The organism is Candidatus Ozemobacteraceae bacterium (genome assembly GCA_035373905.1).
Classification (GTDB): domain Bacteria; phylum Muiribacteriota; class Ozemobacteria; order Ozemobacterales; family Ozemobacteraceae; genus MWAR01.
This window is the reverse complement of record DAOSOK010000015.1, coordinates 25,501-38,358: the sequence shown is the minus strand read 5'-3', so window position 1 is coordinate 38,358 and position 12,858 is coordinate 25,501. Positions and strand designations below refer to the sequence as shown.

Sequence of the window (12,858 nt, the reverse complement as noted above, 5' to 3'; positions counted from 1 at the left end):
TTCGACCGCGAACGGTCAGAACTTGTAGATGAAGCTGCTCTGGAGGCGGGTGTCGTCGCCGTCCAGCCGGCCCTTGTATGCCGTCTCGATGCGCATGTATTCGAGACCCATCTGAACGGCCTCGTTGAGGTCGCAGAGGGCGTTGATCCAGCGGGTGCGGTTCTTGGTGCGGCTGGAGGCATTGGCGTTGGGCAGAAGCTCGTCATCGGGATTGTCGACGCTCATGCCGAGGTTATAGCGCCACTGCTGGAAGGGACCGACGTTGAGTTCGAACCAGCCGCCCTTGCTCTTGAGAGCTTGGGCGTTGAAGAACCTGCCGCCGAACGCGGCGTTGTTGAAGTAGGTGCCCGAGGCGCTGGTGACGATGACGCCGTTTCCGATGCCGCCCTGGTATTCGTCGAGGTTCCTCCCCTCCCACACTTCGCCCTTGAAGGCAAAGCGCTTGTCGAGAGCGATGTTCAAGTCGACACCCTTGGAACTGCTCTTGACCGAGACGTTGTCGCCGGCGGCATTGTAGTCATACTCGTCGTTGCCCGAGTGGCCCCAGACGCCGATGGAGCCCTTCTGCACCTTGCTGGTCGGGAAGGTGTACCCGATGCGCCCCTGGAACGCCGGCGAGCCGGAGTCGGCGCCGGTGTCGGGCGAACTGCTGAACGCGGTGGCGTCGCCGACCTTGCGGGAGGCCGCGACCTGGACGAGCACCTTGCCGTCGCCGGCCTTGATGCCCTTGCTGAGCCGCAGTTGAGGGTGGCGGAAGCCGATGTTGCCGGCCTGCCAGGCGACAGTATAGTTGAGCGTATTGGGGTTCAGGGGCCCGATGAGATCCCAGGTCTGGCCCATCAGGAGGCTGACGTCCTCCGGCCAGTCGACCTGGAAGAATGCGTGCCGGGTGCGGATCATGGCGCTGTTCTCTGCGCCGCCGCCGTAGAGATCGACCTCATACTGGCCGCTGACCTTGGCCTTGCCGGCTTCGGGGCCCTTGAAATTGAAGCCGAAGCGGGTCTGGTTGATGGTCTGGCTGAACTGGCGGTCGTTCGGCGCCACCGCACTCTCGGAAAGCGTCCAGCGGGCGAAGTTGCCGGTGTCGGAACGGGCCCGGTCCCAGGCCATGTCGAGCTTGAGATACCCATACAGGTCGACATTGTATTTGGAGGTGATGGCCGGTTTGGCCGGTGCCGCCGGCTTTGCGGGGGCCGCCGAAGTCGTCAAGGCGGCCGCTTCGATCGGACCGGCCGCGACGGGTCGGGCGGACAGCTTGTCGTTGATCTCGGCGAGGGCCTTCTCGAGGGCGTCGACGCGATCGCGCAGGTGCGCGTTCTCGGCCTGTAGCGCCTCGATCTCGGACGTCGGGGCGTTCTGGCCCCAGGCCGGGGCAACGGCACAGATGATGCCGAGGAGCATGACAAGGAAAAATGAGCGTTGCATGTTTGTCGACTCTTGAAGCAAATAGGGCCAGCGAACAGGGCGGTACGATCTGCACCACCCGGAAAAATGAAGCCGAACAGGTCGGCTGGTTCATATACTCTACTTCAGATGCTTTTGGCAAGAAGAACGTCAAAATGAAACCCTTGCCGGGCCGGTCGCTCGAAATGATCAGGCAGGCTGCGACTATCACGAGTGAAATATGTTGCATCTATCCGACATGATATACCCGCTCGCCCTGAGCCTGTCGAAAGGCGATGCCTCTCGTGCTTCGCCAGGTTCAGCACGAACGGAATAGAGTGCACGGGTGATTGTCGTGGCATGTGTGCGAGAAGGAGATGTTGACGATCTTGTTGCTCTCAGGCACAATGCCGACATGAAATCCTTTCTTCGTGCCGGGCCTGTTTCCGAGAAACCCCGAACGCCGGACACGCGTGGCCAGCTTCTCACGAACGTCTTCAGTCGCAGGTTTGCCATATCCTGGCTCGTTTTGGTCGTCTGGAGTCTGTTCATGTGGGGAACGGGCAGCATGGCGCTGTTTCGTACATACTGGCCCGTATCGCTGACCATGACGCTGGGCTCGTTTGTCTCGGGGGCAACCGCGGAGGGTGGCGGCGCGGTCGCCTTTCCCGTCTTCACAAAGCTGCTGCATATTCCGTCCGATACGGCGCGCGATTTCGCTCTCGCCATCCAGTCCGTCGGGATGACCTGCGGCGGCCTCATCATCATTCGAAGCGGCTACGCCTGGCTTCCGCACGTATTCGGCTGGGCGCTCGCCGGCGCCGCGACGACGCTTATTCCAGGCTTTCTCTGGCTGGCTCCGCAGGTGCCTCCCCCGTATCCGAAAATCATCTTCACCCTCTTCACCCTGTGCTTCGGATATTTTCTCTGGAACGCCAACCGGCGGAAGAGAAATATACAAAATAATATAGATATACCGCCAGGCCGCCGCTTGTTCGGTTTTTTTCTGACGGGAGCCCTGGGCGGCCTGATCTCGTCGCTCGTCGGTAGCGGCGCCGACGTTCTTCTCTTCGTCGTGCTCTGTCTGCGCTACGACGTCGACGAGCGAGTCGGAACCCGGACGACCGTCATTCTGATGGCGTCGGTCTCGACGATCGGCTTTCTGTTCAGGCTGCTGTCGGGAACCCTCGCTCCCGACGTGCTGCCGATGTGGCTGTGCGCGGCTCCGATCGTGGCATTCGGAGCGCCTCTGGGGGCCGCGTTCTGCTCGGGGCAGGCACGGGAAAACGTCGTCCGGTTCCTGCTCGCCCTGATCGGCATCGAATTCGTCTCAACCCTCCTGCTGGTACCATTCGACCGGACTGCCGTCTGCTTCAGTCTCCTGTTCGTAACCGTCGCGCTGACCTGCATGCGGCTCTTGAAAAAGCGATGTGCCGACCTCCCGGAGGGAGGATAAGCCGGCTTCAGTCCGTTCGGCGAAGGTGGCCGGGATAACCGAGCGCGCGGCCGACGACGAGGAGCGGGGATGTTCCTGCGATCAGGGCGGCCCATTCCGTAAGGGAGAGCGGAACGGTCCTGAACAGGGCACCACCCCACTGGACGATGGCCCCCTGGGCCAGGAGAATGGCGAGAAGCATCGCGCCGAACCACCGGTTTTCGCCCAGCCCCAGCCAGGGCGGCCGGCGGGCGCCGAAGCCGCGGGCGTTGACGAGGTTCCAGAGCTGGACCAGCACGAACAGGCAGAAAAACCACGTCAGGCGGCGGGCGTCGATGCTTCCGTCCGGTCTCTGCCAGTGGCGCAGCACCAGCAAAAAGACGGACATGGACAACGCGGACGTCGTCAGGATCGCCTGGACCATTGCCCCGGTCACGATGAAATCGCGGCTTCTTCGGGGCGGGGCGTCGAGGATGCCGGCATGCGGAGGCTCGGTCGCGAGAGCCAGGGCTGCAAATATATCCATAATGATATTTACCCAGAGCATCTGAAGAATCGTCAGCGGAAGGCGGACTCCGATGAGGGGACCCAGCAGATTGATCCCGAGGGCCATCAGGTTGACGGAGAGCTGGAACACGAGGAACCGCTGAATGTTGAGAAAGAGCGCACGGCCCCACTTCACGGCGGTCAGAAGCGCGGGAAGCCCCTCGTCGGGCAGGATGAGATCGCCGGCGGAGCGTATTCGTTCGGAGGCGCCGTTTCCCATGACAAGGCCGATATCCGCCCTCCGAAGACTGGCGGCATCCGCGTCATGATCGCCGACGGCGGCGACGACTTCACCCCTTTGCCTGAGGAGGTCGATCAATTTCGTTCGGTCCGAAACGTCTGCACGGGCAAGAACGGCGAGTCTGCCGGCGGCGTGTGCGGCATGCATGCCGTCGAGCCTGTGCATCTCCTCTCCCGTCAGGATGCTGCCGGGATCGGCGTCTGCCATGCGAAGTCCAGCTTCGCGTGCGACCCGGGCCGCGTTTTCCGGCCCTGCGGACGACACCAGGGTCACTCGGATCCCGGCCCGGCGGCATTGATCGAAGGCGGCGGCTGTTTCCGGCGAGATGGATCCGGTTATCACCACCGCTCCCAGCCACGTCAGATCCGCCGATGGATCGTCAGGATGCGCTCCCGCTCCTTCGCGCATGGCAAAACCGATCGTCCTGCCGACCGGGGAAAGACGCTCCAGATGGGTTTCCAGAGAGAGGCGAAACGGCGAGCCCGCCTCGAGGGAAACGATATTTCCATCGACGAGGGCGCTTCGGCATCGCTTCAGCAGCATGTCACCCTGGGCTTTCACGTGCAGGCGCCAGGCATTCGGCGAATTCTTGTCCGCAGGATGCCCCAGAGTCGCCATGAACCATGCGTCCGGGCCGGCCGGCCATTGTCGATGAAGTTCGAAGTTGCTCCGGTGGCTCATGTAGGAAATGCCTCGATCGCGCAGCCAGAACAGGAGCGCGCCCTCGAGCGGATCGCCGATCGTGACGGGCGGATCCTCACGCCGTCGCGCAAGATGCGCGGTCGCGTTCACGGCCATGGCTTCCGCAAGAAGCGAGTGTGGAACCGTTTCCCGGGATTGGAGCGAGCAGCCCTGGATGACGCTTCCAACGGTGAGCCGCGGGTCGAGCATCGCCCCGGAATCGCCCGTGCAGATGACGGTCACGGCCCCGATCGTCTCGCAGGCATGAAGCCGGCGCACGAGGGTTCGGCCCGCGAGCAGCCGGCGCATGCCCCAGGCGAGGCACAGCGTGATGCTCATGCTGAGCCCGTCGGGGACCGCCACGACGATCAGGGCGAGGGTCTGGAGAAAATCCTGCAGCAGGGCCGCCTCGAGCGGCCGGCTTCCCCACGCCGCCGGAACGAGGGGCAGGATGCCAGCGGCGCTCCCCAGGAACAGCCCCGCGCCGACGCAGATGCCGCCCCAGCGAAGACCGAGGCGCCAGGGAGATTCGACGAAGAGATCTCTGCCCGTGACTTCAAACCCGAGAATGCCCAGAACGTCCAGCGCCGCGGGCAGCCAGAATGGAAATATCATTGCCACTATACCAAACCCGAGACTGGCATGTGCCCATGCCTGAGCCGGAGTGAACGAGACATTCCCGCCCGCGATACGGCCTGCGACGAGAACCGTGAAAACGAGTGCGGATATGGTGACGCCGAAGAAAGCGATGGCGCGGGCGATGCCGTCGAGCTGCAACCTGAGCGGAGACGGTTCCTCGCGCTCGGCCACGGCTGCCGCACCTGCCTGCCCCAGCTTCGTGGCGTCGCCGACCGAGGTGACCCTCATCACCCCGCGGCCATGGGTGACGGTGGAACCTCGCAGAAGCCGATCGGAACGTGAAAGCCTGGCACCAGTCATGGCGATGGAATGCGGGTCGTACGGAACTTTCGAGATGGAAGGCCGGTCGCCCGTTATCATGGATTCGTCGACTTCAACGGCCTGCCCGTTCAGGAGAATGCCGTCTGCCGGCACTTCATCTCCCGCTTCCAGCCAGACGATGTCATCGACGACGACCTCCGAACGGGCGATGGAGATCATCGCTCCGCCGCGGACGACGCGCACCGGAACGCATTCGCGGGCCGAGATAAGCAGGCTGAATTCACGCTCGGCACGTTCCTCGCTGATGAAGCCGATCAGCGTCGCAAGGAGGATGATGAGACCGATGACGGCGCTTTCGAGCATACTGCCGTCGGATATCCCGATGAGAGCCGTTGCAGCGGCTGTTACGAGAAGGATGCGAATGATCGGATCGTCGAACTGTCTGAGCCACCCCGTCCACCAGGGCGGTCGTGGAGGTGGTGAAAGCAGGTTTGATCCGAACCTGCCCCGTTGAGACTCGATTTCCTCTTCCCGGAGGCCCCCGAGCTCTTCGGGAGTTGGGAATATCCGCGGCGGAACCGGTGCTGCGGAAACGTCCGGGGACAACGGGCCGCCGGTTTCCGTACCGCCGGCTCGAAGTTTCGGAGAGGAACGTCGCTTGTCGGAGGTCACGCTGTATTCTTCGGCGGCTCCGGATCGGCGGGGGGCGGCGGCGGAATGATGACGGCAGGCGTTGCTTCGAGATCCTCAGCCGAGTAACGCCGAGTCGTTGCGGCCGCGTCCTGAACGGAAGGATCGGACTCATCCGGTGCCGTCAATGCCTTCACCTTCTCGTAGAACAGCTTCGGAGTTTCGAAGTCGAGCGCTTTCGCATGACGCTTGCAATAGGGGCTTCCGGCCATGGCCTGCCTCGAACAGGGGGTGTTCAGATTGTCGACGAAGGCGCAGCGCCGGCGCACGATATGGATCTTTTCGAGATCCGTCCAGGAGGCCATGTCGAACCGATAGATCTTGCGGGTGATGAGGCCGGAATTCATGTGGTAGGTGTTCGATGCCGCATCGTAGACGAACAGGCTCGAGGACTTGTACCAGGAGGGATGGACGGGGTCCCCGTTCTCCTCGATCGTCCAGCCGCGGATGAAGCCGAGTTCCTTGAGTTTGCCGAGATCCTGGTGGATCTGCTCGAGAAGCGCGTCATCATGCCCGGCGCTCATCTCGAGACAAGCCTTTTCGATCAGCCCTATCAGCGACAGCTCGACGGCGCTCGAGACTCCCGTCGCATCGGGGCCGGCCGCCGCGAGATCGATCCTGTTTCGTTCCACCAGCAATTCCCAAAGCGTCAGATAGGCCCGGAACGCGAAGGGATGCCGGCGATCGTCGAGCGCGTAGGCAACGGGGTGCGGCAGTTTCGGATAGCGGTTCCTGAGATGCTCTTCATAGAGAGGCGGTGAAAATCGGAAACGCCCGGCGGTGAACGCCTCGATTTCGCGTCCCGCGGAGTCGCGCACCCATTCCTTTTTCACCTGGTCCTCGAAAGGAATCAGGGGACAATAGGTGCGGATCGCCATGCCGCGCGGGCCGGAAATCTGGAAGTAGAAAAACTCGTCGCACAGCTCCGTGAAGGCGATGGCGATCATGCCTCTGCGGCGGTCCGTAAGAGCGTCCTCGCCCGGCCACAGGAGGGCGGCGACCTTCCCGATGTCGAACTCCAGGCTTCCGTCGGGATTGCCCTTCGATAACGCAAAGGCGATCTCGAACATCTTTCGCTGAAACGGCGTCAGCGAGCGAACCAGGCCGTACGGCTGACGCGACGCTCCGTCCTTGTTGAACTGGCCGTATATCCAGTGGAATATTTTCCAGCGCCGTTCGGCGCCGCCATAGATGACTCTCAGAAGGATGAAGAGGACGATAAAAAATGCCAGAAACACGAATCCGATGGAGCGGACCATCAACCGGAGGATCGTCAGGCGAAGGCGGATGAGCTCGATTGCCTGGTTGTTCGGCGACAGTCGTTCGGCATACTCGGGAAACTTCGTGATGCCGGCCCCGTCCTTTTCCATCTCGTGCATGACCCGTGTGAGCAGCGATTGTTCGGACATGCCGAGCTTGCTCACTTCCTTCCCGGCGAGATCCGCAATCTCATCCTGCAGGCGCGGCCAGAACACGGCGTCGATGAACGAATCCGTGCGCAGAAGCATCAGCCAGGCAGAAACGGCGGTGAAAAGGGCGAGAAAGACGACCGTCAGCCGCAAAAAAGCGTCTGATATATGTCTGTCGAAATAATAGAGGCGGTTTCGCGACCGGATGACCATGGTTCAGCTCTTCCGCCCGGCCCGGCCCGTCGGGGCCTGCCCGATCAGGTCGATGAACACGAGAAAGCCGCAGTAGGGACAGCGCACGGCGTTGGGTTTCGCATTACAGCCGGGGCACGTCTTCGTCGGAGCTCCGACGATGTGATCGCCGCAGACGTCGCAGGTGACCGTTCCCTCGGCCCATTCGATCCTGGCATGGCAGTTCACGCAGCGCAGCAGGTTCAGGCGCGCGACGAGATGATAGGCGGTTCTCACCATGAGATTCACGGTGAGAAAAAAGAGGGAGACCACGAGGTAGACCGGGAGGAACGCCAGTTTGAAGACGAGCCGGACCTCGATTTTCTCTTCGAAAATGACGTAAAAGTCAGAATTCACATACCAGTTGTAGATCTTCACATAATCTTCGAGAATTCTGGGAATGCTCAACAGCACGATGATCGCGACGGCCAAGCCGGCGAGCATGGCAATGGCAAGCCAGACGAAGGCCTCGAGAACGCCTGTTCCGACGAACACCTTGCCCAGATGCCCGAAAAAGTAGCCGATGGCGCGCAACTCGAGAAATCCCGATACGTCATTCATCCGCGTTCCTCATCCTCCCCTTTGGCGTTCATTCTATCACGCATTTCACAGGATGTGGTTCCGACTTCTCGACCGGCCAGAAGTCGCAGCGAACACCGGCGAAAAATGGCGAGAGCAGCGGATCCCAGCAGCAGCAACTTGATGGAGGCGACGAACATCCCGGCTGCCCGGGGAGAAACGTTCATCGCCGTGGCTGTGGCCCCGAGGCACCCCAGAAGAGAGAACACGGCGTCTTTTCGGTGATGCCATGCGAACAGGCAGCAAAGCGGAGAATCTGCCCGTTCGTCGAGCCGGAAAAGTCCGCGGGCGATCGTCTCTTTCGCCGCCGCGAGAACGCCGATGAAGAGCCAGAGACCGGCCAGACCGACGCCGGAGCCGGCGAGATCGGCATTCAGAGGGGGCGCATACGCGATCGCCCAGGCCGGCAGGAGGGCGGGGAAGGCGGCATCGACCAGGTTGATTCCGACGCCGAACAGCACACGCCAGAGAATGAGGCTGGCGATCAGCGTCAGCAGGGCTTCGCCGGCCTCGCTGTTCCAGAGAGGTTTTCGCCACCATCGAAGCGCGAGAAACGAACTGCCCAGGTCCCAGGCGGTGATGGCCGCGACTCTCGACACGAGAGCCGGTTCGCGAACGACGAGCCCCCAGGACGCTCCTTCACCGGAGAGGCTCAGATGACCGGCCGCGACGAGCCCCGCGGTCACGAGAAACGCCATGGCGACGGCACGGTCCAGCGCCGCGGCAATTTCATCCGCGATCTCTTTGCGCCGGCGTTCTTCAGGCACCATGACACACCTTTCCATCACGTGACGAAGCCCCGGCCATTCTCTGCCGGGGCTTCGCATACGTTCTGTTATTTTACCACGAAGCTGGCCATCCGCTTCGGGACGTGAATGAATTTCACGATCGTCTTGCCCTCGAGGAACTTCTGCACCTTCTCGCTCTTGAGGCATTCTTCCCGAACCTGGTCGTCGGAAAGGCCGATCGCGACGCGAACCTGATCGCGCAGTTTACCGTTGACCTGCACCGGCAGGTTCACGGAATCCTCGGCAAGGGCCGATTCGTCCCACTTCGGCCAGGCCTGCTGATGAACCAGCCCGCGCGGACCTCGGCCGGTGCGCTCCCACAGCTCTTCCGCGAGATACGGAGTGATCGGAGCCAGCAGCAGGAGCAGGGTGTCGATGGCCTCGCCCCAGAGCTTCGTGCCGGCGAGCGGGGTGTTGCGCGCGTAGTCGGAAAGCGCGTTCACAAACTCCATCAGCTTCGCGACGGCCGTGTTGAAGCTGAAGGTCTGGATATCGTTCGTGATGCCCTTGATAGACTTGTGGATCCACCGCTTCAGCTCGATCGCCTTCTCGCCTTCGGCATCGCCGCCCTTGTCTCCCGGATACTCCTGGACGAGATCGTAGACGCGGTTCACGAAGCGGTACATGCCCTTGATGCCTTCGTCCGACCAGGCGACCTCGAGTTCGAAGCAGCCCAGGAACAGGATGAACGCACGAAGCGTGTCGGCGCCGTATCTCTCGACCATTTCGTCGGGGGTGATGACGTTGTTCTTCGACTTGCTCATCTTCTGGCCGTCGGGGGCCAGCATCATGCCCTGGTTGCGCAGCATCGCGAACGGCTCGCCGAAGGGGATCAGCCCTTCGTCCTGCATGACTTTCGTCCAGAACCGGGCATACAGGAGGTGCATGACGGCATGCTCGGCGCCGCCGACATACAGGTCGACCGGCAGCCAGTAGGCGGCCTTTTCCTTGTCGAACGGGGCCGAATCGAGCTTCGGGTCGATGAACCGCAGGAAATACCACGAGGAGCAGGCAAAGCCGTCCATCGTGTCGGTCTCGCGCCGTGCGGGCTTTCCGCATGTCGGACAGGTCGTGTTGACCCAGTCGGAAATGCCGGCGAGCGGCGATTTCCCGTCCTGGCCGGGCTTGAACTCCTTGATCGGGGGAAGCAGCACCGGAAGCTGGTTGTCGGGAACCGGCACCGTGCCGCAGCTGTCGCAGTGCACGACCGGAATCGGTGCGCCCCAGTATCGCTGGCGGCTGATCAGCCAGTCGCGAAATTTGTAGTTCACGCGCTTCTGGCCGAGCTTTTTGCCTTCGAGCCAGGCGGCCATGCGCTCCATCGACTGCTCGGAGGTCAGGCCCGAGAACTCGCCCGAATCGATCAGGATGCCGTATTCGGTATAGGCGGCCGAAAGATTTCCCTGCGCCTTGCCGGCGGGCGTGATGACCTCGCGAACCGGGATGCCATATTTCTTCGCAAATGCAAAGTCACGCTCATCGTGCGCCGGAACGGCCATGACGGCGCCCGTGCCGTAGCTGACGAGAACGTAGTCGCCGATATAGATCGGCACCTTCTCTCCGTTGAACGGATTGATCGCGAAGCTGCCGAGCGCCGTGCCCGTTTTTTCCTTCTCGGTCGAGAGACGGTCGATCTCGCTCTTGCGGCGAGACTCTGCGACGTATTCCTCCACGGCTGCTTTCCGGTCGGGGTGGGTCAGCTTCTCGACGAGCGGATGCTCGGGGGCCAGCGTCATGAACGTGACGCCGAAGATCGTGTCGACGCGCGTGGTGAAGATCGGGATGTCAAACGTCTCGCCGGTCGTCGGGTGAACGCCTTTGAAGGTCACTTCCGTGCCGGTCCGGCGGCCGATCCAGTTTTCCTGCATCTTCTTGATGTGGTCGGGCCAGTCGACGGTCTTGAGATCGTCGATCAGCCGGTCGGCGTAGGCGGTGATCTTGAAGAACCACTGTTTCAGGTCTTTCTTCTCGACCTGCGAGTCGCACCGCCAGCAGCAGCCCTGCTCGACCTGCTCGTTGGCGAGGATCGTCTGACAGCTCGGGCACCACCACTGCGCGCCGGTCGCCTGGTAGGCCAGGCCCCGCTTGTGCAGCATCAGGAAGAACCACTGGGTCCACTTGTAGTAGCCCGGATCGGTCGAATTGATCTCGCGATCCCAGTCGTAGGAACACTCGACGAGACTGAGCTGGCGCCGGTAGTTCGCGGCATTCTTCGCGGTCGTCTCGGTGGGATGGACGCCCATCTTGATCGCGAAGTTCTCTGCCGGTAGGCCGAACGCGTCCCAGCCCATGGGGTGCAGGACGTTGAAGCCCTGCATCCGCTTCATGCGCGAGATGACGTCGGTCGGAACGTAGTTGCGCAGGTGACCGACCGACAGGCCGTTCCCGGAGGGATACGGGAAAAAGTCGAGGCAGTAGAATTTCGGCTTCGAGCGGTCTTCGGCCGTCCGGTAGATCCGCTTGTCGGCCCAGATCCTGTGCCACTTTTCCTGCACTGCGGTGAATTCGTATCGTTCTGCCATGTCGGTCGCTCCGTTGAATAGTAAATGTTATAAAGTCAGGCGCCTGACGACTTCGTCGCGGCCCAGGAGGTTGAGCACGTTGATGAGATCGGGGCCGTGGCAGGTGCCGGTCAGTTTGACGCGAAGCGGCATGAACAGTCCCTTTCCCTTCGCTCCCGCCTTCTTGCCCGCCGCCTTGATCGCAGCATTGATCGGGTCCTTCTCCCACCCGCAGGTCTTGAACTCTTCGGCGAGAGCGGCCATGAGGACCGGAACCTCGGGGGCGGCCAGGGCCGCCTTCGCCTCGTCGTCGGCGGGTTCGCCGGCCTGCAGGAAGGGCTTCGCGACGTTCACGACGTCGGGAATGACCGCCAGCGCCGGCTGGACCGTCAACGCGAGGTTTTTCAGAAACGCGGCGTCGTTCATCCGCGGATCGTCGGGAAATGCGGCGCGCATCGGCTTCGCGATCATCTCAGCGAGCTTTTCAGGGGGAAGCAGGCGGATGTGCATGCCGTTCATCCAGACCAGCTTGGTGTGGTCGAACACGGCCGGCGCCGGGTTGATGCGTTCGAGCGAGAACTTCTCGATCAGCTCCTGGATTGTATATACTTCTTTATCTATTCCCTCGGCCCAGCCCAGCAACGCCAGGAAGTTGATCATCGCTTCGGGGAGAAAACCGTCGGCCTCATACTGCCCGACCGACGTCGCCCCGTGCCGCTTCGACAGTTTGGTCTTGTCGGCGCCGAGAATCAGCGATACGTGAGCGAACTTCGGCGTCGGCTTCCCGAGCGCCTCGTAAAGGATCAGCTGGCGGTGCGTGTTCGTGAGGTGCTCTTCGGCGCGGATGACGTGCGTGATTTCCATGTCAGCATCGTCGACGACGACGCAGAAGTTGTAGACCGGCATGCCGTTCGAGCGCAGGATGATGAAATCCCCGAGCGTCTCCGCCTTCCACTCGACCCGGCCGCGCACGAGATCGTCGACGGCGTAGTCCTTCGCCGGCACGCTGACGCGGATGCAGTGCGGCTCGCCCGCCTCGACGCGGCGTTTCGCCTCGTCGGGGGACAACCGGCGACAGGTTCCGTCGTAATGGAGCGAGCGGTGCTCCGCCTCGGCCTGCTGGCGCTTCTGTTCGAGCTCTTCTTCCCTGCAGAAGCAGGGATACGCCGCGCCTTTCTCGACCAGGCGATGCGCCCATTCCTGGTAGATCTTCGTGCGCTCCGACTGCCGGTACGGCGCGTGCGGGCCGCCGATGCCGGGGCCTTCGTCCCAGGTCAGGCCCAGCCAGCGCAGATCGCGCAGCAACCCCTCCTCCGACTCGGCGGTCGACCGTTCGAGATCGGTGTCCTCGATGCGCAGGATGAAGCTGCCGCCGTGGCGTTTTGCGAACAACCAGTTGAACAGGGCCGTGCGGGCGCCCCCGACGTGCAGGTAACCGGTGGGCGAAGGCGCGAAGCGTACTCTGACGGTCATT

Annotated in this window: 8 protein-coding genes; 1 reads left to right on the top strand and 7 read right to left on the bottom strand. The window is 62.3% G+C overall.

All coding sequences use genetic code 11. The annotated features are described in order from the left end of the window. Nucleotides 1-15 precede the first annotated feature (15 nt). Nucleotides 16-1,425 carry a hypothetical protein gene (locus tag PLU72_09055; GenBank protein ID HOT28325.1) on the bottom strand — a complete coding sequence of 470 codons (1,410 nt, stop codon included), beginning with the start codon at nt 1,423-1,425 and terminating at the stop codon, nt 16-18. Nucleotides 1,426-1,798: 373 nt separating this feature from the next. Between PLU72_09055 and PLU72_09050 the strand changes: the two genes are divergently transcribed. Continuing rightward, nucleotides 1,799-2,839 carry a sulfite exporter TauE/SafE family protein gene (locus PLU72_09050; GenBank protein HOT28324.1) on the top strand — a complete coding sequence of 347 codons (1,041 nt, stop codon included), beginning with the start codon at nt 1,799-1,801 and terminating at the stop codon, nt 2,837-2,839. Between the two features lie 7 nt (nt 2,840-2,846). Here the strand turns inward: PLU72_09050 and PLU72_09045 are convergent, their stop codons facing one another. The 6 genes from PLU72_09045 to gltX all read right to left on the bottom strand — a co-directional run bounded on the left by PLU72_09045 (nt 2,847) and on the right by gltX (nt 12,857). Continuing rightward, nucleotides 2,847-5,549 carry a cation-translocating P-type ATPase gene (locus PLU72_09045; GenBank protein HOT28323.1) on the bottom strand — a complete coding sequence of 901 codons (2,703 nt, stop codon included), beginning with the start codon at nt 5,547-5,549 and terminating at the stop codon, nt 2,847-2,849. A gap of 305 nt (nt 5,550-5,854) precedes the next feature. Further along, complete coding sequence (locus tag PLU72_09040; GenBank protein ID HOT28322.1) at nt 5,855-7,498, bottom strand: hypothetical protein; 1,644 nt, start codon at nt 7,496-7,498, stop codon at nt 5,855-5,857. Nucleotides 7,499-7,501: 3 nt separating this feature from the next. Beyond that, nucleotides 7,502-8,077 (bottom strand): hypothetical protein, encoded by a 576-nt coding sequence (locus PLU72_09035; protein ID HOT28321.1) that lies wholly within the window; start codon nt 8,075-8,077, stop codon nt 7,502-7,504. Continuing rightward, nucleotides 8,074-8,865, bottom strand: a complete 792-nt coding sequence (locus tag PLU72_09030) for a hypothetical protein (protein ID HOT28320.1) — start codon at nt 8,863-8,865, stop codon at nt 8,074-8,076. Before PLU72_09030 ends, PLU72_09035 begins: the two co-directional genes overlap by 4 nt. Before the next feature lie 65 nt (nt 8,866-8,930). Beyond that, on the bottom strand, nt 8,931-11,405 hold the full coding sequence (gene leuS, locus PLU72_09025) for a leucine--tRNA ligase (protein ID HOT28319.1): 2,475 nt from the start codon (nt 11,403-11,405) through the stop codon (nt 8,931-8,933). A 27-nt stretch (nt 11,406-11,432) separates the two neighbouring features. After that, entirely contained in the window at nt 11,433-12,857 is a 1,425-nt protein-coding gene (gene gltX / locus PLU72_09020; protein ID HOT28318.1) for a glutamate--tRNA ligase, read from the bottom strand. Nucleotide 12,858 lies beyond the last annotated feature (1 nt).